General features: G+C 45.8%; 20 protein-coding genes. 8 read left to right on the plus strand and 12 right to left on the minus strand.

Annotated elements, in window-relative coordinates:
• From QT994_RS06575 to QT994_RS06585, 3 genes are all read left to right on the plus strand, one after another.
• Positions 1-1,278, plus strand: a 1,278-nt coding sequence (locus QT994_RS06575) for a tetratricopeptide repeat protein (protein WP_333172724.1), incomplete at its 5' end; no start/stop codon positions are given.
• A 167-nt stretch (positions 1,279-1,445) separates the two neighbouring features.
• Positions 1,446-2,162 carry a Uma2 family endonuclease gene (locus tag QT994_RS06580; protein ID WP_333172726.1) on the plus strand — a complete coding sequence of 239 codons (717 nt, stop codon included), beginning with the start codon at positions 1,446-1,448 and terminating at the stop codon, positions 2,160-2,162.
• Positions 2,163-2,298: 136 nt separating this feature from the next.
• The gene (locus tag QT994_RS06585; protein WP_333172728.1) at positions 2,299-3,648 is read left to right on the plus strand and encodes a 16S rRNA (cytosine(967)-C(5))-methyltransferase; all 1,350 of its coding nucleotides are present in this window, start codon (positions 2,299-2,301) and stop codon (positions 3,646-3,648) included.
• Between the two features lie 23 nt (positions 3,649-3,671).
• Here QT994_RS06585 and QT994_RS06590 read toward each other — a convergent pair whose 3' ends face one another.
• The 7 genes from QT994_RS06590 to QT994_RS06620 all read right to left on the minus strand — a co-directional run bounded on the left by QT994_RS06590 (position 3,672) and on the right by QT994_RS06620 (position 11,718).
• Positions 3,672-6,224 (minus strand): penicillin-binding protein 1A, encoded by a 2,553-nt coding sequence (locus tag QT994_RS06590; protein ID WP_333172731.1) that lies wholly within the window; start codon positions 6,222-6,224, stop codon positions 3,672-3,674.
• Positions 6,225-6,463: 239 nt separating this feature from the next.
• Positions 6,464-7,474, minus strand: a complete 1,011-nt coding sequence (gene chlG / locus QT994_RS06595) for a chlorophyll synthase ChlG (RefSeq protein WP_333047258.1) — start codon at positions 7,472-7,474, stop codon at positions 6,464-6,466.
• A 292-nt stretch (positions 7,475-7,766) separates the two neighbouring features.
• Positions 7,767-8,249 carry a DUF29 domain-containing protein gene (locus tag QT994_RS06600; protein ID WP_333172734.1) on the minus strand — a complete coding sequence of 161 codons (483 nt, stop codon included), beginning with the start codon at positions 8,247-8,249 and terminating at the stop codon, positions 7,767-7,769.
• Positions 8,250-8,275: 26 nt separating this feature from the next.
• Positions 8,276-8,980, minus strand: a complete 705-nt coding sequence (locus QT994_RS06605) for a helix-hairpin-helix domain-containing protein (RefSeq protein WP_333172736.1) — start codon at positions 8,978-8,980, stop codon at positions 8,276-8,278.
• 137 nt (positions 8,981-9,117) lie between these two features.
• Positions 9,118-9,465, minus strand: a complete 348-nt coding sequence (locus tag QT994_RS06610; RefSeq protein WP_333045272.1) for an NINE protein — start codon at positions 9,463-9,465, stop codon at positions 9,118-9,120.
• Between the two features lie 95 nt (positions 9,466-9,560).
• Positions 9,561-9,773 carry a hypothetical protein gene (locus QT994_RS06615; RefSeq protein WP_333045273.1) on the minus strand — a complete coding sequence of 71 codons (213 nt, stop codon included), beginning with the start codon at positions 9,771-9,773 and terminating at the stop codon, positions 9,561-9,563.
• A gap of 352 nt (positions 9,774-10,125) precedes the next feature.
• Positions 10,126-11,718 (minus strand): type II CAAX endopeptidase family protein, encoded by a 1,593-nt coding sequence (locus QT994_RS06620; RefSeq protein WP_333172738.1) that lies wholly within the window; start codon positions 11,716-11,718, stop codon positions 10,126-10,128.
• 241 nt (positions 11,719-11,959) lie between these two features.
• Between QT994_RS06620 and QT994_RS06625 the strand changes: the two genes are divergently transcribed.
• The 3 genes from QT994_RS06625 to QT994_RS06635 all read left to right on the plus strand — a co-directional run bounded on the left by QT994_RS06625 (position 11,960) and on the right by QT994_RS06635 (position 15,738).
• Positions 11,960-13,321 carry a histidine phosphatase family protein gene (locus QT994_RS06625; RefSeq protein ID WP_333172741.1) on the plus strand — a complete coding sequence of 454 codons (1,362 nt, stop codon included), beginning with the start codon at positions 11,960-11,962 and terminating at the stop codon, positions 13,319-13,321.
• 225 nt (positions 13,322-13,546) lie between these two features.
• A complete protein-coding gene (locus QT994_RS06630) occupies positions 13,547-14,860 on the plus strand; it encodes a dihydroorotase (RefSeq protein ID WP_333172744.1) in 1,314 nt (437 codons plus the stop codon).
• A 122-nt stretch (positions 14,861-14,982) separates the two neighbouring features.
• On the plus strand, positions 14,983-15,738 hold the full coding sequence (locus QT994_RS06635; protein ID WP_333172746.1) for a 4'-phosphopantetheinyl transferase superfamily protein: 756 nt from the start codon (positions 14,983-14,985) through the stop codon (positions 15,736-15,738).
• Positions 15,739-15,911: 173 nt separating this feature from the next.
• Here the strand turns inward: QT994_RS06635 and QT994_RS06640 are convergent, their stop codons facing one another.
• The 3 genes from QT994_RS06640 to QT994_RS06650 all read right to left on the minus strand — a co-directional run bounded on the left by QT994_RS06640 (position 15,912) and on the right by QT994_RS06650 (position 17,195).
• Entirely contained in the window at positions 15,912-16,649 is a 738-nt protein-coding gene (locus tag QT994_RS06640) for a response regulator transcription factor (protein ID WP_333045279.1), read from the minus strand.
• Positions 16,650-16,760: 111 nt separating this feature from the next.
• Complete coding sequence (locus tag QT994_RS06645; RefSeq protein WP_015174720.1) at positions 16,761-16,919, minus strand: hypothetical protein; 159 nt, start codon at positions 16,917-16,919, stop codon at positions 16,761-16,763.
• Between the two features lie 123 nt (positions 16,920-17,042).
• Positions 17,043-17,195 carry a hypothetical protein gene (locus QT994_RS06650; RefSeq protein ID WP_333045280.1) on the minus strand — a complete coding sequence of 51 codons (153 nt, stop codon included), beginning with the start codon at positions 17,193-17,195 and terminating at the stop codon, positions 17,043-17,045.
• Between QT994_RS06650 and QT994_RS06655 the strand changes: the two genes are divergently transcribed.
• On the plus strand, positions 17,184-17,930 hold the full coding sequence (locus QT994_RS06655) for a creatininase family protein (protein ID WP_333172749.1): 747 nt from the start codon (positions 17,184-17,186) through the stop codon (positions 17,928-17,930). The two genes, QT994_RS06650 and QT994_RS06655, sit on opposite strands and share 12 nt — an antisense overlap.
• A gap of 154 nt (positions 17,931-18,084) precedes the next feature.
• Here QT994_RS06655 and ndk read toward each other — a convergent pair whose 3' ends face one another.
• Positions 18,085-18,534 (minus strand): nucleoside-diphosphate kinase, encoded by a 450-nt coding sequence (gene ndk, locus QT994_RS06660; protein WP_190658714.1) that lies wholly within the window; start codon positions 18,532-18,534, stop codon positions 18,085-18,087.
• 593 nt (positions 18,535-19,127) lie between these two features.
• On the opposite strand from ndk, the gene QT994_RS06665 reads away from it, so the two are divergent.
• A complete protein-coding gene (locus QT994_RS06665; protein ID WP_333045283.1) occupies positions 19,128-19,931 on the plus strand; it encodes a hypothetical protein in 804 nt (267 codons plus the stop codon).
• A 1-nt stretch (position 19,932) separates the two neighbouring features.
• Here the strand turns inward: QT994_RS06665 and proB are convergent, their stop codons facing one another.
• Positions 19,933-21,126, minus strand: coding sequence for a glutamate 5-kinase (proB, locus tag QT994_RS06670; protein WP_333172751.1), 1,194 nt, complete (start codon positions 21,124-21,126; stop codon positions 19,933-19,935).
• Between the last annotated feature and the right edge of the window lie 74 nt (positions 21,127-21,200).

The raw sequence follows: 21,200 nt of genomic DNA on the forward strand, positions 1-21,200 counted from the left end.
AAACGCTATGAAGAAGCCTTAGAATCCTTAGATAGGGCGATCGAACTTGATGCCAATTATCAGTCGGCTTGGGCTAACAGAGGTAATGTACTCAATAAACTCAAACGCTATGAAGAAGCCTTAGAATCCTTAGATAGGGCGATCGAACTTGATGCCAATTATCAGTCGGCTTGGGCTAAGCGAGGCGATGTACTCGACAACCTCAAACGCTATGAGGAAGCCTTAGAATCCTTTGATAGGGCGATCGAACTAGATGCCAATGATCAGTGGGCTTGGGCTCATCGAGGCAATGTACTCAACAACCTCAAGCGTTATGAACAAGCCTTAGAATCCTTAGATAGGGCGATCGAACTTGATGCCAATTATAAGTGGGCTTGGGCTAAGCGAGGCGATGTACTCGACAACCTCAAACGCTATGAAGAAGCTTTAGAATCCTTTGATAGGGCGATCGAACTTGACCCCAATTATCAGTGGGCTTGGATTAAGCGAAGCGATGTACTCAACAACCTCAAACGCTATGATAAAGCTTTAGAAGCTTACGATCGGGCGATCGAAATTGATGCCAATGATTTGTGGGCTTGGTCTAATCGAGGTTACATTAGGGGAAAACAAGGCTACTTTCTAGGAAAACCAGAATATTACGAAGAAGCGCTACTTTCCTTCAACAAGATGATTGAACTTGATGAGCAAAATAACACTGCTTGGAATAATCGAGGCTGGGTACTGTGCAGACTTGGGCAATACGACCAAGCACTAATATCCCTCGAAAAGGCGATCGAGCTTGGTTTTCCAAAATGGTACGCTTTTTTCAACCGCGCTGAGTCTTTACTAGCGCTGAATCAATGGGATGAAGGTATTACAGCCTTAGACGATGCGATCGATCGCTTTACTCAAGAGGACATGACAGAAATCGACAACACAGAAGCGATCGTCCGCAATTTATTCAACAATACCAGCGATATCGCAATATACAAAACCCGAATTAAAACGCTAATCGAACTTTACAACAAGCACGATGTCATCTCAATATTAGGACAGGGAATTGTGCGAAACATCCCCGCGCTAATGTCAGAAATGGTAAGCGACAAAGCCGCACGCACTTGGTTAGAACTGTGGCAAGAACTAACCAGCAAATACGAAGAATTCCAAATTCCCATCCGCCTACTGAATGCGGCAGTCCGCTATAAGGAAACCAAGGGCGACAGACGAGTTTTGCTAGAACTTGCGATCGAAGAACGCAATTTATTAGAACCATTAGTGTCAACCAAAACAGAATAAGTAAAACAGGACTTACGCAATCCCACAAAGAAACCAAGTTTTTTACCTAATCTTCGAGTACGAACGAAGTATTTTCGTAAACAAACCCGGTTTTTGGGCCCCATGCGTAAGTCCTATAAAATAGATATAAAATAGAAATTGATGATACTAGCAAAGGACTCATCCCCATGACCGCAACAATTCCAACTAAAACCTCAGCAGAAATCATCTACCCAGACAGCGACGGCAAACCCATGTCAGACAATACCAAACAGTTTGAACTAATTGTCACCATTCAAGGCGGAATAGATGCCTTATACAAAGACAACGAAAATGTCTTTGTAGCCGGTGATTTGCTGTGGTATCCCGTCGAAGGAGATAACAAAACTCGCCAAGCACCTGATACTATGGTAGTCTTTGGCAGACCCAAAGGTTACAGAGGTTCCTACCAACAGTGGCTTGAAGATAATATCGCCCCGCAAGTTGTCTTTGAAATCCTCTCGCCTGGAAATCGAATCGGAGCACTGTTTAAGCTGTTTAATTTCTACCAGGATTATGGAGTCGAAGAATATTATGTCTACAGTCCAGAGGATAATGAATTAATTGGTTGGCTGCGTTCTGATGGAAAACTCAACTATATTGAATTAATGGATGGTTTGGTGAGTCCTCGTTTGCAGATCCGTTTTCAAACTGAATCGGGAGACTTGGAAATTTATCGGCCTGATGGACAGAAGTTTTTGTCTTATGTGGAGTTGTCAAGACAACAAGAATCAGCACAGCGACAAATGGAACTAACACAGCAACAAATGGAACAAGAACGGCAAGATAAAGAGTTAGCACAGCAAAAAGCCGATCGCCTATCCGAGAAATTGCGAGAAATGGGCATCAATCCAGAGGAAATTTGAAACTTTTAGAGACCACCGGCGGTTTAAACCGTTAGGTTTCTTCAACTAGCGAAGGCGAGTTTTGTCTGTGTAGACGCGGTTTCAACCGTCGGGTATTTGAATCACTTATAATAACTTGACATATCAACAATTCCCCATGCAAAATCCCCGCCAAATAGCCTTTCTCGCACTCCGCGAAGTCCACCGCCGCGGTGCATTCGCAGATGCCGCACTCGATCGCGCTTTCGGCAATTCTCAACTCAACGACCTCGATCGGCGTTTAGTGACAGAATTAGTTTACGGTAGCGTCAGGAGAATGCGATCGATCGACTTCATCATCGACAAACTAGCAACAAAGAAATCCTCCCAACAACCGCCAGAACTCCGCACCATCCTACATTTAGGCTTATATCAACTCGAATATCTCAACCAGATTCCCCCCTCCGCCGCCGTCAACACCACCGTTCAACTAGCAAAAGAAAACGGATTTTCAGGACTCAGTAGTTTTGTCAACGGTTTGTTGCGCCAATACATCCGTTTAACCGATAACGACTTAAACCCATTAACAGTTACTAATTATAAATCAACCGTCGAACGCCTAGGAATTCTCCACAGCTTCCCCGAATGGCTGGTAAAATTGTGGATCGAACAAATAGGCGAAACCGAAACCGAACAACTCTGTGAATGGTTCAACCAATCCCCCACGATTGACCTGAGAATCAATCCTCTAAAAAGCTCGATCGCCGAAATTGAAGCTGCCTTCAAATCCCAAAACATCTCAACTAACAGAATCCCCAACTTGCCACAAGCATTAAGACTAAATGGCAGCATCGGCGCAATTCAAAACCTCCCCGGATACAGCGAAGGTTGGTGGACAATCCAAGACAGCAGCGCTCAATTAGTTACCCATTTACTAGCGCCCCAGCCAGGGGAAACCATCATCGACGCCTGCGCCGCGCCGGGGGGAAAAACCACCCACAGCGCCGAATTAATGCAGGATGAAGGCACAATTTATGCCTGCGACAAAACCGCCAGCAGACTCAAAAAACTTAAAGAAAATGCAGACAGACTCCAGATGAAATCCATTAAAATTAATACCGGAGACAGCCGCCATTTCCCAGAGTTTGTTAACCTCGCAGACAGAGTTTTACTAGACGCACCTTGTTCCGGCCTCGGAACCCTCCACCGTCGCGCCGACGCCCGCTGGCATCACACGCCGGAAAACATTCAACAACAATCTCAACTGCAATCGGAATTACTGGCAAATGCAGCGACATTTGTCAAGCCCGGCGGCGTATTAGTTTATGCAACTTGCACAATTCATCCCTTGGAAAATGAAACAGTTATTCGATCGTTCTTAGACAGCAATCCTCACTGGCAAATCGAAGCGCCAACAATTGATTTACCCGTACAGCCCTCACCCGAAGGATGGGTGAAAGTGTGGCCGCACAGACATCACATGGACGGCTTTTTTATGGTGCGGCTAAAGCAATTGAAAAAGGAGTAAAGTCCTTACTAAAAACCGGTAGTTTAATATCTCGGTTCTTGAGAAGCAGGCTCTTGATAAGCCGGCTCTTGATAAGCCGGCTCTTGATAAGCAGGTTCTTGATAAGCTGGCTCTTGCGGTGGGTAATACTTCGGTTCAGGATTAGGATTATAAGGCACGATCGCCCCATCCTCATTCACAATCATCCCCCGAATAATCCTCTTAGGCTCCACCGGTTTCGCCTTAATACTGCCTTTGCGGCCCTCCAACTTAGGCAACTTCGGAAACTTCTCAACCGGCATTCCCTTAACAGCTTGACTCATAAAATCCCGCCAATTATACGCCGCCGTACCGCTAGTTCCCCAAGTCGGATAATTATCATCATTCCCCAGCCAAATGCCAGTCACCACCTGTGGAATGTAACCAATAAACCACAAATCCCGCACGTTTTCCGAAGTACCAGTTTTGCCTGCTACAGCGCGATCTGCCAAAGCAGCAGGCCCCCCCGTACCGTCTTGCACCACACCCTCCAACATCCAAGTAGTAATCGCAGCACTATCCTTATCCAAAACCCGCTTCGGTTTAAAATCAGCCTGATAAATCACATCTCCCCGCTGATTAATTACCCGAGTAATTCCGTGGGCTTCAATAAAATTCCCTTGCGATGCTAAAGTACCGTAAGCATTGGTTAACTCCAGCAAATTAACCTCTGAAGAACCCAAAGCCAGGGAATAAATCGGACTCAATTTAGACTTAATTCCCATATCGTGGGCTACTTTTATCGCCGGTTCAAAACCCACATCCATCAACACCTTCACAGCTACGACATTCACCGAACGCGTCAAAGCATCCGAGATCGATCGCCAACCGCTAAATTTTTTGCCATAATTATTCGGTTGATAGCCGTCGATAATAATTGGTTCGTCTTCGTAACTGTCATAAGGAGAAAAACCAGCCGCCATCGCTGCTGCATAAACCAACCCTTTAAACGTCGATCCGGGCGACCGCAAAGCCTGCGTAGCACGATTAAATTGACTTTCCTTAAAATTTCCACCTCCTACCAGCGCCTTAACTTCCCCAGTTTTAGTGTCCATAGAAACTAAAGCCGCCTGTTCAAAACCCTGACTGCGGCCATCAACTTCGATCGCATTTTTAACCACTTTTTCCGCTATTTTCTGCCACTTCAAATCCACCGTCGTCTCGACAGTCAAACCGCCAGCTTCCAAAGCATCCTTAGAAACATAGCGCGGCAATTCCTTCCGAATGTAACTAGCAAAATAAGGGGCGACTACTTTAAATCGCTTCGGCGGACTTGGTTTAACCACCATAGGTTCCGCCATCGCCTCCTTCGCCTCACCCTCTGTAATTACCTTCGCTTCCTGCATTTGTTGCAGCACAAGATTGCGGCGTTTCTTAGCCATATCCGGATTAACCAAAGGCGAATATTCGCTCGGTGCCGGCGGCAAACCCGCCAAAGTTGCCATTTCTGCCAAAGTTAATTTATCGACTGTTTTGCTAAAGAAAACCCACGCCGCATCTGCCACACCGTAAGCATCCGAACCCAAATAAACTAGATTTAAATATCGTTCTAAAACTTGGTCTTTACTCAACTCTCGCTCTATTTTCTGAGCTAAAAGAGCTTCCCGGACTTTCCGCCTAATACTTCTTTCCTGATTGAGAAAAACAACACGAGCCAATTGCTGCGTAATTGTACTGCCACCCTGCACTAAATCTCTTTCTATCAAATTAGAAACAATGGAGCGCACAATACCTTGATAATCCACCCCGCGATGTTTGTAAAAACGGCGGTCTTCTATGGCAATAAAAGCTTTAACCAACTGTTCAGGAATTTCTTTAAGTTTCAGTTTATCTCTAGTTGCAGGCCCCGACTGCAACAAAATCGTATTATCTGCTGCCTTAATTGTCAGCGTTCCGTCGCGGTTAAAGGCAGACAAATCGTTAACATCGGGCAAACCTTTGTCTAAGGTGTACAAAATCCATAAACCGTAGATTAAAGCGCCCCCTCCTATACTGACCACACCTAAACTTATCCAAAATCTAGGACGGCGGGGGATACGTTTTTTAGTATTTTCCTGCGGTGCGCTATTTTCCTGTAGTGGCGTATTTATCGGCAGTTGGGTGTCCTGCAATTGGCTATTTTCCGGAAATTTGCTACTCTCTGATTTTTGGGGTGATTGAGTTCCCAGCAAACTTAATCCCGGTCGCAACAATTTTTTTCCCTGGGTTTGCAAGCTAGTAACTTGAGGTTCAATTTCCAACCAAGCAATTAAGCGCTTCAACCCTTCCCAATCGCGCTTGACTATTGGATATCGAGCGTATTCTGGCTCTAAATATTCTGAGTCTAAATATTCTGAGTCTTCTAGAGGCGCAGCATCTTCTGATACCACATACTCTCCTCGCTCATCCCTTGTCCCTGTATAAAATTCCGCCTCGGATTCCGGCGAGTTGAGCTTATTACCCTTCGCAGCCTTCGGCGGTTCTCGATCGGAATTACCGCTTATTGCGTTAGTGACTTTGCTCAATGTATCTTTGATATTTGAGAAAAATTCTGCCACGTTCTGACCTTCAAACCTCATCAAGTCCGATTAAAAATTAAAAATTAAAAAAGCTAGCTTTCTTAAATTCTTAATTTTTAATTCGACATTTTTTTTTGAATAACCCGCTGCCTTGAATTAGGTTTTTTGAATTAAAAACTTTTTAATTCATAACTCAAAATTCAAAACTTTTCTTAACGCTGCAGAGCTTGGTATTTTTTTGAGACGTGAATTAGGTTTTTTGAATTCAAAATTTTTTAACTCAAACCTCAAAACTCTGCTTAACTCGCATGACCCAGTGCCAAGGCTGCTACCAGCATACCCAAAACCAGGAAAGGCTGAGCACTTGCCTGATATTTAACATCATTTTCAAGAGGATTACGCAAAAAGTACATATCCTGAAAAGTAATTTGGGGAATTATCAGCAGCAGCAGAATGACAGCGTAAAGGTTTTGGTGGATGCTGATCAGGTAGCCTGCAATCCCAGCTTGAAAGATGTCGATCATCAACACGCAAATCCAAGCTGCGGTGCTGATGCCAAACATCACTGGCAAAGATTTTAACCCTAATTGTCGATCGCCTTCAACACTTTTGAAATCGTTGACGATCGCAATCCCCAGCCCAGCCAAACTGTAAAACAGGGTCAAGAGCATAATGGTGGGATCTAGTGTACCAAACAAAGCTTGACCCGCCCACCAAGGCAGGGCAATGTAGCTAGCACCCAGGGCATAATTTCCCAACCAACCATTCTGCTTGAGTTTCAGCGGAGGCGCAGAGTAGATGTAAGCTAAAAACGCGCCGCCGAGAGTCAAAACAGTCATTATCGGGAATTCATGACCCGCCCACAAGTCTAGAGCATAAGCCACCCCAATGCCCGCGGCTAATAATACCAATATTTGCGTTACTACTTGGGGAATCGAGATGATACCGGAGGGAATCGGACGGTAGGGCTCGTTAATGGCGTCGATGTCGCGATCGTAAAAATCGTTCAAAGTTTGAGTGTACCCTGCCAGCAACGGCCCTGACATCAACATACAAGCTGCTGCGATCAAGAAATTCTCTAGGTTCCAAACATAGTTTCCAGAAGACGCCGCCCCGCACACCACGCCCCAAATTAGGGGAATCCAGGTAATCGGTTTCATCAATTGCAAGCGAATCTTCCAGATGGAAGTTTCCCCGCTAGCGGCCCCTTTCATTCCCAACAGTTGCCTCGTTTTGGCACTGCGGTTGTCGGTAGCAGCACTTTCCGGTGCAGCTTCTGGGGAGATTTGGGATTGAGGAGAGTCAGACATAATTTGATGTTAGCGGTACTGCTACTATTGTGTCGTTTTGCATTTCAATAATAATTCAGATAGCTTACCACTGATATTTAAGGCAGATTCTTGAAAACTTACCCGGGTTTGGAGTTGATGCTAGGGAAAAGTACGAGTTTCACAATATATTGAGATATCATTATTTTTTGTAAATGTCAAGAGGATAAATACTTTTTTTTATAATTTCGCTGAGTCCGCCTTCTGGGGGAGATTTTTGCCAGCAGGTGCATTTAATATCAATTACCAGGAGGCGATCGAGTTTTTTGCCATACTACCCTTGAATCATCTCATCTGGCAGACAATCTGGCAGAAAGTCAGAATCTAGAACATCGACAGAAGTGTACATACATAATTGCGGAAACGTTTCAACAGACAATCCAGTTTCAGCACTTGCTTGTTCTGCTGCATCCGCATAACATTCAACTAACACCTCTTCAAGATAGGGTTTGAGACTGGGGGAATCTTTCAGAGCTTTGCGAATGCGTCTGCGATGTTCGACAATGCTGCCTTTCCAACTACCGCTTCTTTGAGCCGGTTGAAATTGCCACTTGAGCAAGTGAAGGAGAATTACCACAAGATTACTTTCTAAACTCCGGCGTTCACTTCGCCCCATGTCTTCTATTTCTGCAATTAGATTTTCCCAGTCGATGTTTGAATAGTCGCGAACCTGCAACTTTTCCACAGTGGTTTCAATCCATCTCAGGTAATCTGTATCATACAATTTTTGTCGTTCAAATTCTAATTGTGTTGTCATAAGTTGTTTGTGCTAACAACGGCAAATTAACAAATATGGCGATAGGAATCAAAAGGCAGTCCCGTGCGCCGCTTGACTTCGACAACTGATTTGTAAGCGCCTTTTCTCTGCCTTTCTCTAACTATTTTTTCCGCAACAGCCCGATCTAAACCGCTGGCGATCAACTCTTCCGGCGAAAGAATATTTAACCGTTTCCAAGTAAACTGCAATTCTTTTTGATAATTGTAGCTGAAGCAAATCATCGGGGCAATGCGTCTGACGTGACTTTCGGGAACTCCGGCTATTTCTGATAACTCTTCGGCGTGGGTAAAAATGTATCCTTCGTTTTGCAAAGATTCAATATCGTTGGCGTAGACGATCGGCAAACCTAAGATTCTGACCATATCGTCTTTGGTACACTCATTAATATCTATTTTGCCGCGCACGTTTGCCAGTTCTTCGGCATTCGTTGCACTTGCCGGGACCAGTATACCTCTGGGTGCGGTTTTGATGAGATAGCGCTTTTTCAAACTAAAAGCAGTAACAATTTGAGCAATCCACACGATCGTACCCAAATTAGTTGAAGAAGATACCGCTAGGGCTGCTAAAGTAATGGCAACACCCCATCCCATCCAACTGCGAATATTTGACTTTTGGCCTGCATAGGCGATCGCCAATCCGCCGAAGTAGGGAATAAAAGAATACCACACCCAGTTTGGAGTTTGACGCAGCCAGTATAAATCTTGAGACACTTTAATTTTATCCTTAATTAAATAGCTGTGATCTCACACTTATTTCAATCCCACTTTTTTAACAGTGGGCTTCCTTCTTCCTTCTTCCTTCTTCCTTCTTCCTTCTTCCTTCTTCCTTCTTCCTTCTTCCTTCTTAATTACAGTTCTCGCAGCAGTTTTTGGCGTTTTTCTTCATATTCTTCGGCCGTAATTGCGCCCATATCGTAAAGTTTTTTCAATTCGCCGATCGCCCCGGTTACATCTTTTGCCGCTCTGAGGGCATACCCCGACGGCAACGTACCGCCATTGTACTGAACCTGAAAAGCTTGTTCCGACATCAGCAGCAGGCCGATAAAATCGAAAAATGCGATCAGTGACGGAATTAATGTCCAAGAAAATAGCAAGTATAATACCCCTGCTAAGTTATTGCCCAAATAAAATTTGTGAACTCCGAAACCTCCTACAAAGAAAGCTAACACAACTGCTACGGTTTTATCTTTTACCATTTTTACTTTCCCCAGTTTTTTTCTTTTAACTTCCGCGAGCAAATTTGAAGGCGGGAGCTGGAACTATCAACCTAAGTAATCTTACTAATTTTTACTCATTTATTTGGGTTTTTGCGAAACTTAGACATCGCAAAATACAGCAGAACTATACCGACTTGAGCTTGTAGAATCACCAAGTAGCCTCTCAAGAAATAATTGAGTTCGCTGCCTGAATTGAGAGAAAATATTAAAAGGCCCAAGGCTGCGTAGGGTGCGAAACGCATCCAACTCGGCGTTCCCTCTAACTTGCGGCTGTTCAAATTGCTCATTGGTTTAAGCCTCATCCTAATTTAAAATTTAGCTATAAATTAGCCGGATTGTCAACTTCCGTTGGGTGCGATCGCCCGGGTGAGTCTCTCAATCATCAGCCGACAAGATATTACTTCCATGTTAAACCCTGTTTTTCCGCTAAAGTAAGGAACCGGGGCGGGTCGATCTGGATCTGTGGCTGATATTACAGATTAGGGTGAACCCGCCCCTATTGAAATTCCGGTTATTTTACTGGACTAGATATCAGGGGCGCACCGAAGAACCTACTGCTGTTTTTGGCAAGAGTCGATCGCTCTGACGATCGCTGTCAAAAAAAACCGATTAATTCACAATTATTAACAACCCCCCGAATTAACTCGCGCCGCCGCCCAAAAGAAACAGACTCAAGAGAGTACCGCTGTTCCAAAGACTGTGGAGAAGCATAGGAGCAAGTAGATTGCGCGATCGCGTGTACACAAACCCCAAAACCGCACCCAAAGTCGCCAAAGGCAGAATCTCCGAGACACTCAAGTGAGCCACCGCAAACAAGAAAGCAGAAGCTGCGATCGCCCCCGAAACAGGCACATAGCGAGTCAGAGAAGGCAGTAGAAAGCCCCGAAACACAATTTCCTCAAAAACCGGAGCGGCGATCGCAGCAGTGCCGAAAAACACCGCCAAAGCCACGTTGTCCCTACCTTCGAGAACGATCGGCAAGATCGGATTACTGCCACCTTGTCCCTGCCAAAATTGCTGATTAATCAGCGACACCAAAACTACCAAAGGCAAAGCAACAAAATAGCCGCCAAAACCCCACAAAAACCAACTTCCCCGCCAATTAATCCGAAACCAACCTTCAGGCAAAGGCAAAAAAGACTTGACCGAAAAATACAGTACCGAAAGCCCCCCAGCCGACAGCAACAAATAAGTAGCAAAGATATAAAAAGCCTTGTCGCGCGGGTCAAAAGTAGCTGGGTTGAGTTTTAAAACAGCCAGAGAAACAGGCAGCAACAAATAGGGAATCAAGATTTGCCCGACAAAGAAAAAGCCGACCACCAGCACCTGCCAAACAATCTCACCATCCCAAGGCACATCCCAAGGCAAGCTCGCATTTCGCGCCAACAGCGGCCCCGAATCTGCTTTCTCTAACTGCTTCCGCTGCAACAGCCACTGCACGGTCAAACCAACCAGCAAAACCGTGCCAATACAAAGTGCGATCGCCGGAACGCCAACGACAATTGCCAACTTTTCAACAGCCTGCTCAGCCGTTGCTTGCTCTGCTACTTGCAGCGCCGCCAGCTCTTTAGAACGTTCTTGGAGCTTGTAAAGTTGAGCGAGAGCGCGATAGCGAAACCAGCCGTCCAAAGACTTTTTAATGTTCTGCTCGGCATCCGGCAGCAGTTGAGCCGGATTGCTCCAAATTCCAGTTAAAACTTTAGCAGTTACCACCGAAGAGTCGTAATCTATTTGAGTTTTGTAGCGCTCAACTAAATTGTTCCAAGTTTGGATCGCCGCCTCAGTTTTGTCGCTGCTTCCCTGCAAAATTCCCAAGCGTAAGTCAAGTTCGTTTAGCAGCACTGACTGTTGATCGATAGACTCTGACAAAGCCTTGTTTTGAGCCAAGTTCAGAGTATTATCAGCAGACTTGGAGGCGATGGCAGACTGAATTCCTTTAAATTGTGATTGAGTTGTTTCGAGAGTTTTGCGAGTCGAGTCTCGCGCTTCTTGATATTGCGTCAAAGCCGTATTTAAAGGATCTGTACCGACAATATTGTTGCGCGCCGAACTTAAATTAACACTCTGATTATTTTCTCCTTGCCACTCAGAGGCGTGAAGCAGCAAATTTGTCTGGTAGAGTTCCAGCCGGCTTTGAATTTGCGGCTGATTCCAACTAGCAAGTAAAGATAAACCGACCAGGGCGATCGCGATCGCCGTTAAAATACCTAAAATAACCCGCTTCAGTGTCATTCCTGCTTTTCCGTCCCGCGCGAATCCGTGGCTAAATCTTTTCCGTCTTTAATCATAGGTCGTTGCAGACGAGAGTATCCCGACAACTGGTAAAATTTCACTGGCTAATCTTTTTGACTCGCCTCAACAAGACTTACGCCACAAATCCTTGACCCGCCATGTAGGGATAAGGTGCGTACTGCACACCCGCAGCGGGGTAGCAGGCTAAATCTAAAATCTAAAATCTAAAATCTAAAATCGAATGACTCGCATTATCTTAGTCCGTCACGGCAAAAGCACCTACAATCAAGAACGCCGCATCCAAGGCCGCCTCGATAAATCAATTTTGACAGAAGCAGGCCGCAGCGCCGCCCAGCAAGTAGGCGACACACTCAGCAGTATCGCCTTTGATGCCGCTTATACCAGCCCCCTACAACGAGCCAAAGAAACAGCGGAAATCATCCTGTCGCGCTTGACAAATCCCCCACAACTCCAGCCAACTGATAATTTGATGGAAATCGATTTACCTCTGTGGGAAGGAATGTTGCGCCAAGATGCGATCGACAAATTCCCCGAAGCATATCAGCAGTGGCAAAAACAGCCAGACAAATTTTCCATGAAACTGCCATCTGCTGACGGAGAAATCGAACACTTCCCAGTATTAGCAATTTTTGCTAACGCCCGACACTTTTGGCAAGAACTTTTATCGCGCCACCAAGACGGCACAATTCTAGTAATAGGTCACAACGGAATCAACCGCGCTCTCATCGCCACCGCCTCGGAAATTACCCCGGATTACTATCAATCAATTCAACAGTCAAATTGCGGAATTAGCGTCATTAATTTTGGAACTTCCCCTGTTACCAACTACAAACCCGGAGAGCCAAAAAAGAAAGTTGCAGTTCAATTAGAATCGGTGAATTTAACTTCCCATACCGGGGAAATTTTTCCCAAACCGAGGGACGGACACCAAGGCCCGCGATTGTTGCTGGTGCGTCACGGCGAAACCGACTGGAATAAAGCCGGTAAATTTCAAGGGCAAATAGACGTACCTCTCAACGATAACGGCCGCGAGCAATCCAGGCGAGCAGCAGAATTTCTCAAGGATGTAAAATTAGATTTTGCGATCAGCAGTTCCATGCTGCGCCCGAAAGAAACTGCGGAAATTATTCTCCAATATCACGGCGGTTTGCAACTGGAACTCCGCGATGAGTTGAGAGAAATCAGCCACGGACTTTGGGAAGGAAAGTTTGAATCAGAAATCGAACAATCCTATCCGGGTTTGCTACAGGAATGGAAAACATCTCCAGAAACAGTGCAAATGCCCGAAGGAGAGAATTTGCAGCAAGTTTGGGTTCGGGCGATCGCAGCTTGGCGAGAAATCGTACAATCAGTTTCTGGTACTGGGATTGTGGTTGCTCACGATGCCATTAACAAAGCAATTCTCTGCCACCTATTCGGTTTGGAACCAGAACATTTCTGGAAGTTCAAACAAGGAAACGGAGCCGTTAGCGTGATTGATTATCCCCACGGCCCCGATGGTTTGCCGGTATTGCAGGCGATGAATGTCACAACTCATTTGAGCGGCGGCGTTTTTGACCAAACAGCAGCCGGAGCACTGTAATTAGTAAAGTCCTGGGTGCGAACCCGTAGCGGAAGGAACACCCACCGCTACGGGTTCGCGCCTGAAAAATGTTTGAATTTTGATAACAACCGCGCCCGACGTTTAGGAAGTTCTTAATTCCTGAAACTAATGCGGTGGATTGCTTCTTCCTTCTTCCTGACATCCGTTACATCCGTTACATCCGTTACATAATCCGTTGCCGAACTTCCTTCTTCCTTCTGCTATATGAGCCGCGAACTGCTACAAAATGTACGAGTGCTAGATCCAGTTTCAGGGAGCGATCGCATCGCTGATATTCTGATTGCTGAAGGTAAGATCGAAGCCGTTGACCAAAAAATTACCGAGTTTCCCGCTGACACGCAAGTGCGGGATTGCCAGGGACTAATTTTGGGGCCGGGGTTAACCGATATCTACAGCCACAGCGGAGAACCGGGTTTTGAGGATCGGGAAACGCTGGAATCTCTGATGCAGGCTGCGGCGGCTGGGGGTTTTACGCGAGTGGCGATTTTGCCGGATACCTCGCCACCTGTTGACAATTTGGCGGGTTTAGCTTTGTTGCAACAACATATCCGCAATTTGTCGCCCGGACTCCCCCGCTTGTATTTTTGGGGAGCGCTGACAGCGGGCGTTAAAGGGCAGCAGATGGCAGAGTTGGGCGAGCTGGCCTCCTGTCCAGTGGTGGGTTTTGCGGACGGTTGGCCGCTGTCTAATCCGGCTCTGGTGAGGCGTTTGCTGGAGTATATCAAGCCTTTGGGCAAGTCGGTGGCTTTGTGGCCGTGCGATCGAACTTTGGCAGGAAATGGTGCGGTGAGGGAGGGTGCGATGTCGGTGCGGTTGGGTTTACCGGGAATTCCGGCGAGTGCGGAAACTTCGGCTTTGGCGGCAATTCTGGAGTTGGTGGCATCTGCGGGAACTCCGGTGCACATTATGCGCGTTTCTACGGCGCGCAGTGTGGAATTGATTCGAGATGCGAAGGCGCGGGGTTTGCCGGTGACTGCGAGTGTGACTTGGATGCACTTGCTGTTGAATGTCGGGGCAATTTCAGGAAACTCTAAAGATGCCGGCGGGAAAAATGCTCTGACTGCTTCGTTGCCCTACGATCCGAATTTACACCTAGAACCGCCGTTGGGCAATCTCAACGACCAATTAGCGCTGATTCAAGCTGTAAAAGATGGGGTAATTGATGCGATCGCGATCGATCACAACGCCCATACTTATGAGGAGAAAACTGTGGCTTTTGCTGATAGTCCGCCCGGGGCGATCGGCTTGGAATTAGCTTTGCCTTTACTGTGGCACGGACTGGTAGAAACCGGCGAATTTTCGGCTTTAGAACTGTGGCGAGTTTTGAGCACAGGCCCTGCCGTTTGTCTGGGACAAGCCCCCGCCACGGTTGCGACTGGAGTCTCTGCTGAGCTGATTTTGTTCGACCCGGAAATGAGTTGGACTGTTGACGGGCAAAGTCTGAAGTCGCGATCGGCAAATACGCCTTGGTTGGGACAGCAATTAGCAGGAAAAGTTGTACAAACCTGGATTAATTGACCCTTGGGATTGAAATTCATGTGTTGTAGAACAGGCAAGATGCCTGTTTCTAAAAGTAGAACAGGCATCTTGCCTGTTTCTGGGACTGCTGCATGAGGTGACTCATAAGACAAGATAAATACATGATTGCTGCTTTTGATTCGTGGAATTCTCCACCGCTAGACTTGACATTGAATCTGGGCGAAATTGATGTTTGGCGCGTGTCTCTGGCTCAAACAGAATCTTGCTTGCAGAGTTTACAAGAGACTCTCTCTACCGACGAGCGGACAAAAGCTGATCGTTTTCGCTTTCCAAAAGATCGATCGCAATTTATTGTGAGTCGTGGCGCGCTGAGAGCAATTCTCAGTCGCTATCTTAACATAAATTCTCACATTTTGCGCTTTGACTACAATCCCTACGGCAAACCCTCCCTCATCGCCGCCCAAGGTGGAAATACCCTGCGTTTCAATGTGTCTCACTCAGGGAACCTGGCTCTAATTGCTATTACCAAAAATCGAGATATTGGTGTCGATATTGAAGGTATCAATCCCAACTTTTCTTGCCTGGAAATTGCTGAAAAGTTTTTTTCCCCCTTAGAAAATTCTGTATTGCTTTCGCTCCCCAAACATCTCCAACCCCGCGCTTTTTTTACCTGCTGGACTCGCAAAGAAGCCTATATCAAGGCAGTCGGCAAAGGACTTTCAATTCCCCTGAATCAGTTTGATGTCACCCTCGCCCCAGGAGAACCAGCAGCGCTGTTAAATGTTGAAGACAACCCCGAAGAAGCATCTAGATGGTCTTTAATGGAATTAATTCCGAGTTCAGATATGGTGGCGGCTGTTGCGGTTGCAGGAGATTGCTCGAAACTTCATTGTTGGCAGTGGACAGAAGAGTTTTGAGTTATACCGATCGCCAATGGTAAAAGATAACAGCAACGATCGCTACAATAGGTCTACTGGTTGAGCCTTCAAGCTCTTGCATTGCGAACCCTGCATAGACCAATAAGGACACAACAATGTTGTGTCCCTACGTTTATTTGATTGCAACTTGCCACGCTAGAACTTACTTAACATTAACCAAATCGATAGCCGAACCCACGTACCGTAATGATATATTCCGGTTGCCCCGGATCTATTTCCAACTTTTCGCGCAGCCAGCGGATGTGAACATCAACTGTTTTGCTGTCTCCGATAAAATCTTGACCCCAAATTTTTTCCAGCAATTGATCGCGAGACCAAACTCGCCGGGGAGAACTCATAAATAGTTCTAGTAAGCGAAACTGTTTAGGAGAAAATTTCACTTCCAGACCGCGAACCAACACGCGGCACTCTTCAGGATACAGAGTTATGCTCTTATATTGCAGCATCATCGATTGCGGCAACTGACCGAGGCGCTGGCGCCGCATCAGCGCCCGACAGCGAGCGATAAACTCCCGCATTCCAAAAGGCTTGGTCAGATAATCATCCGATCCGGCTTCTAGGTAAAAAGCGCAATTGTTGGCACTTCCTCTAGCACCGATAATCAAAATAGGTACGGGATTTCCTTGATGCCGTAACATTCGACACAGATCCAAACCGTTGATTGAATCCATAATTAACAGGTTAAAGGCAAATTCACTCTGGTATGAAGAAGCCTGCACAGAAGGCAGAGCGTTGCGCCCGTCGCTAGTAACCACCACCTCATAGCCCTGTTCTTTAAGGGCTAAAGCTAGCATTTCCCGCAACAGATCTTCACCTTCCAATAACAAGATGCGGCCGGCTTGTCCAACAGCCAACCTTGAAGGACTTTCGCTTAATTCAGCAGAAGACATAAATATAAGTGGGAGTGATGTTTGTATGTGGCTAGCGTGAGGCGCCTTCTTCAGTAGCTGAGGCACTCTCGCGCTGCGATCGATTGTACGATCGCCAGAAAGTTCGATGGCTTAGAATCTTTCGCCAGTCCATCCCACAGACACGCGCTCGACCTTCGCTACTTGCTCGTGTAAGGAATACAGCCGTAGAGCAGTTGCCGGAACCGCGCTGTCTGCCTGCGTCCAGGCCACAGAAGTCTGGTCATTTTTCGGGGTCGGTGTTAATTTCATAAAACATTGCCCGCTGTTAATTGACCAAGTAACACCCAATCTAGAGGGATATGCTTGTTATACTACTCTTAAAAGGTTATTAAAAGGTAAAGTTTTGGCCATCAAATGGTTAAATTATTAACGTTAAGTAATATAACGGTAAAGTTGCGATCGCACTGTAGAGCTTTGTTTAAGAATACAATAATAAGTTTGCCGAAATTCCTTTTTCTTCCCGTGCCCGCTACGATCGACGATAGCAAGTAAAAATTCTGTAGACTGCCTATCATGTTGCTGCATTTGAGTACCTGGCCCGAGGTAGAAGCTTATCTCGAAAGCTCCCGAGGCATAATTATCCCGATCGGCTCAACCGAACAGCACGGGCCCACCGGCTTGATCGGGACTGACGCCATTGCTGCCAAGGCGATCGCCTCCGGTGTCGGCGAAGCTGCCAATGCCTTAATCGGCCCGACAATTAATGTCGGGATGGCCTTGCACCACACCAGCTTTCCCGGCACAATCAGCTTCCGACCGCAGACGCTGATACTCGTAATCAGGGATTATATCACATCTTTGGCAAAAGCGGGATTTGAGAAATATTTCTTCATCAACGGTCACGGCGGCAACATTGCCACGATGAAAGCAGCATTTTCCGAGACATACGCACATTTGTCGGACTTAAATTTACCGAATGCCGATCGAATCCAGTGTCAAATCGGCAACTGGTTCATGTGCGGTTCAGTCTACAAACTCGCAAAAGAATTGTACGGAAATCAAGAAGGTTCCCACGCCACCCCCAGCGAAATCGCATTAACCCAGTACCTTTATCCAGAAGCAATCAAGCAAGCTCCGCTTTCGGAAGAAGTCGCTTCCGGGCACAAAATTTTCGGTGCTACTGACTTCCGCCGCCGATTTCCCGACGGGAGAATGGGTTCAAATCCGGGCTTAGCAACCCCCGAACACGGTCAGCAGTTTTACGAATTAGCAGTCAAAGAATTGACTAATAATTATTTGGAGTTTTTAAGTTCCGATTAACGTTTTTTCTTCTTGTTACTAGCAATAGCTTGGTAACGAGTAAAAATGTCAAACTCTTCTATATTTTACAGTTATGAGTAAGTCCGCGATAGGAGAGTTCATCTGTTTGAGAAAAGCTATATCTCCCGATTAATCAATCGGGAGAATATCAAAACTACTCTACAATCCAAGGAGTTAAAGAAGGTGTCCAAGCACTCAATTCTTCTTCCTTGAACCAGAGACTAATTTCCTGCTGGGCAGTTTCCACAGCATCAGAACCATGAATAATATTGCGACCGACATTCACAGCCAAATCGCCGCGAATTGTCCCCGGTTCTGAATTCAGAGGATTTGTTGCGCCAATCATTTTCCTCGCCGAGGCCACAACGCCGTCGCCTTCCCACACCATCGCCACAATCGGCCCGGAAGTGATGAAGTCTACCAGCCCCGCAAAAAAGGGTCTTTCTTTGTGTACGCCATAATGTTGTTCGGCAAGTTCGCGACTCGCCGTCATTAGCTTCATACCAACTAGCTTAAAGCCCTTGGCTTCAAAACGACCGATAATTTCGCCGACGAGTCCGCGCTGTACGCCGTCGGGCTTAATCGCTAAAAAAGTCCGTTCCAAGATTAACTCCTATAATTGTGTTAACTGATCCAAAAGATAGAGTAACTCACAACGCACCTAAAGGCAATTCTGAGAATGAGAAATTGTCATTTTGAGGCTTATGGCCGCAGGAAGAAGGAAGAAGGAATAACAAGAGGGAAGAGGAAAGAGGGAAGAAGCAATAAAACCAAGGGTTAAAGAAACCGGGTTTATCATAAAAATTTTTGTTGAGCAGCGATGAATCTGCCAAGAAATTTTGTTCCGAGACTCCTATGTCTCTAGGGCTGATTTGCATGGAACACCGCGATTTTGTAAAAAGCATTTTTTAGCAGTGCGAGCAGAATGCTCACTTGCCTATATAAGTTAATCAGCTTTTAAATTATCGGTTAAGAAATAATCAAACTGTTGTGGGGTGGCTTTGAGCAACGCTCGAAATATGCAATTTAAATGTAGAACTTTTTATCTCTAGCGAACAAGATGCTCGAACTTCTGACACCCTATGATACAGGTCACATTTTCCTGTGACTGCAAACACTCTTACCTATGATCTCAAATACAAATATGTATGATAATAAACACAATTATTTAGGCTCGAAAATATAGATAATTAACGGATGTATGAAGATGATCTTGACAGCAACTATTTAGGCGAAAAAAGTATGAAAGCCATTGTAGCATTCATTGAACAAAAAAATCAAGAGTTTGCAAAGTTGCCCTTGTTTGACTTTCTACCCAATAAAAAGATTCACGCGAATCAACGACTAATTTTTGCACCTGTACTCGCTCCTTTGGCTGTGGGATTGAGCGATTTAAATAAATATGTACTGCGAGAATCTTCGAGTAATAACAAAGTTCAGGAACTCATTAATAAATATACTTATAAAAAAAACTATTATTGGCACGACTATCTAGAATACCTAGAGGAACTGGGCTTAAACCAATTAATGAGTTACGGCGATTTCAGACTGCTTTGGGGTGAAGAAACTAAAAAAACTCGATCGCTTTGTTCAGTAATCGAACGCTACGCTTGGAAAGCCTCTCCCATTCAGAAACTGGTGTTAGTGGAAGTCCTCGAAGGAACGGCTACAGTTTTTTTTGAGGCGGCGCTAGCAGTGGTAATGGAATTACAGCAAATTACCCAAAAAGAATATGTTTATTTTGGAGGAGGTTATGTGGGTTTAGAAAATTATCACCTTTTAAACACGCCAGAGATGTTACAAGTTTTAGCAGAGATAAAACTTACTGATGCGGAACGCCAAGCAGCTTTAGAATTAGCACAAAATGTATTTCAACTGTTTACAGAATCGATGAACGAGCTGTTCCGACACACCCAAACAAATTCTTGTAATACTGTGCTGCAACTATCCTCAATTTCTGCGTTCGCTCATTGCCCGATCGAGTGTCTGGATATTGGGTAGTTTAAACAATCACTAAATTATCTCGGTGTACCGCCGTTTCTACGCCTGCATAGCCTAAAATCTCAGCAATTTTATCTGACTTGCAGCCCTGGATTTGTCTCAATTCTAAACTGCTATAATTCACAAGCCCTCTAGCAATTTGCTTGCCGTCTGCGTCGCACAACTGCACGGAATCATCAGCTTGAAATTCTCCTTCTACTTGAGCAATACCCGCCGCTAAAAGCGATTTTCCGCCGTGGGAAATTGCCTTGACAGCACCCGCATCTAAATATAGTTTTCCTGCCGGAATTAGCACGTTAGCTATCCAGTGTTTGCGAGCGTTTACAGGGCGCGGTTGAGGCTCAAATTGAGTGCCGATCGACTCTCCGTTAAGTATTTTCTCGATATTACCAGGAATGCAGCCGTCAGTGATGACAGTCCGCACTCCCGAGGCAGTTGCTATTCTCGCCGCTTCAATTTTTGTCACCATTCCGCCGGTTCCCCAACCACTGCGGGAATCTCCTGTTTGCACCTGAAATTCTGTGAGCTGTGCCATACTTTGGACTAGGGCGATCGGCTGCGCGTCGGGATTGCTGCGCGGATCTGCCGAATACAGCCGATCGACATCTGTGAGGACAAACAACCAATCTGCTTCTACCAAACTCGCTACTAGCGCCGAAAGCGTGTCGTTATCGCCAAATTTGAGCTCGTCTACGGCTACTGTATCGTTTTCATTGACGATCGGAATCACGCCCAATCTGAGCAGTTGCTGAAAAGTATTGTAAGCGTTAACATAACCGTTACGCTGCACTAAATCGCCCCTAGTGAGCAATACCTGAGCGATCGGCTGTTGTAGAGTAGTAAACAAGTCATCGTACACACGCATCAGCCGCCCTTGGCCCACAGCCGCCACAGCCTGTTTCAGAGCAATGTTTCGCGGGCGTTCCGTCAAACCCAAGCGCGCGCAGCCAACTCCAACCGCACCCGAAGAAACCAAAACTACTCGATGGCCTTGCTGCCGTAAATCAGCTAAAATTTCGACCAATGCAGCAATAGTTGAAAGAGCTAAGTTTCCGGTAGTCGATCGAGTCAGCGTCGAAGTTCCTATTTTAACAACAATAGTTTTAGTCGGTTGTTTGTTGACTGTTGACTGTTGACTGTTGACTGTTGACTGTTGTCTGTTGACTGTTGACTGTTGACTGTTGTCTGTTGCCATTAGTTACCAATTCCCAATTCCTAATTACCAATTCCAAATTCCCTGTTTGGCCCCTGCCCCATGCCCCATGCCCA

It is taken from the genome of Microcoleus sp. S13_B4 (assembly GCF_036700885.1).
In the GTDB taxonomy this organism is placed as follows: Bacteria; Cyanobacteriota; Cyanobacteriia; order Cyanobacteriales; family Microcoleaceae; genus Microcoleus.

Excerpts from the sequence above, each read along its gene's own strand:
- QT994_RS06585 (WP_333172728.1), top strand. The coding sequence starts at position 2,299 with ATGCAAAATCCCCGCCAAATAGCCTTTCTCGCACTCCGCGAAGTCCAC.
- QT994_RS06615 (WP_333045273.1), bottom strand. The coding sequence starts at position 9,773 with ATGAGCAATTTGAACAGCCGCAAGTTAGAGGGAACGCCGAGTTGGATG.
- QT994_RS06600 (WP_333172734.1), bottom strand. The coding sequence starts at position 8,249 with ATGACAACACAATTAGAATTTGAACGACAAAAATTGTATGATACAGAT.
- QT994_RS06590 (WP_333172731.1), bottom strand. The coding sequence starts at position 6,224 with ATGAGGTTTGAAGGTCAGAACGTGGCAGAATTTTTCTCAAATATCAAA.
- QT994_RS06620 (WP_333172738.1), bottom strand. The coding sequence starts at position 11,718 with ATGACACTGAAGCGGGTTATTTTAGGTATTTTAACGGCGATCGCGATC.
- QT994_RS06665 (WP_333045283.1), top strand. The coding sequence starts at position 19,128 with ATGTATGAAGATGATCTTGACAGCAACTATTTAGGCGAAAAAAGTATG.
- QT994_RS06625 (WP_333172741.1), top strand. The coding sequence starts at position 11,960 with ATGACTCGCATTATCTTAGTCCGTCACGGCAAAAGCACCTACAATCAA.
- QT994_RS06650 (WP_333045280.1), bottom strand. The coding sequence starts at position 17,195 with ATGCAGCAACATGATAGGCAGTCTACAGAATTTTTACTTGCTATCGTC.
- proB (WP_333172751.1), bottom strand. The coding sequence starts at position 21,126 with ATGGCAACAGACAACAGTCAACAGTCAACAGTCAACAGACAACAGTCA.
- QT994_RS06610 (WP_333045272.1), bottom strand. The coding sequence starts at position 9,465 with ATGGTAAAAGATAAAACCGTAGCAGTTGTGTTAGCTTTCTTTGTAGGA.
- QT994_RS06640 (WP_333045279.1), bottom strand. The coding sequence starts at position 16,649 with ATGTCTTCTGCTGAATTAAGCGAAAGTCCTTCAAGGTTGGCTGTTGGA.
- QT994_RS06635 (WP_333172746.1), top strand. The coding sequence starts at position 14,983 with ATGATTGCTGCTTTTGATTCGTGGAATTCTCCACCGCTAGACTTGACA.
- chlG (WP_333047258.1), bottom strand. The coding sequence starts at position 7,474 with ATGTCTGACTCTCCTCAATCCCAAATCTCCCCAGAAGCTGCACCGGAA.
- QT994_RS06580 (WP_333172726.1), top strand. The coding sequence starts at position 1,446 with ATGACCGCAACAATTCCAACTAAAACCTCAGCAGAAATCATCTACCCA.
- QT994_RS06655 (WP_333172749.1), top strand. The coding sequence starts at position 17,184 with ATGTTGCTGCATTTGAGTACCTGGCCCGAGGTAGAAGCTTATCTCGAA.
- QT994_RS06630 (WP_333172744.1), top strand. The coding sequence starts at position 13,547 with ATGAGCCGCGAACTGCTACAAAATGTACGAGTGCTAGATCCAGTTTCA.
- QT994_RS06645 (WP_015174720.1), bottom strand. The coding sequence starts at position 16,919 with ATGAAATTAACACCGACCCCGAAAAATGACCAGACTTCTGTGGCCTGG.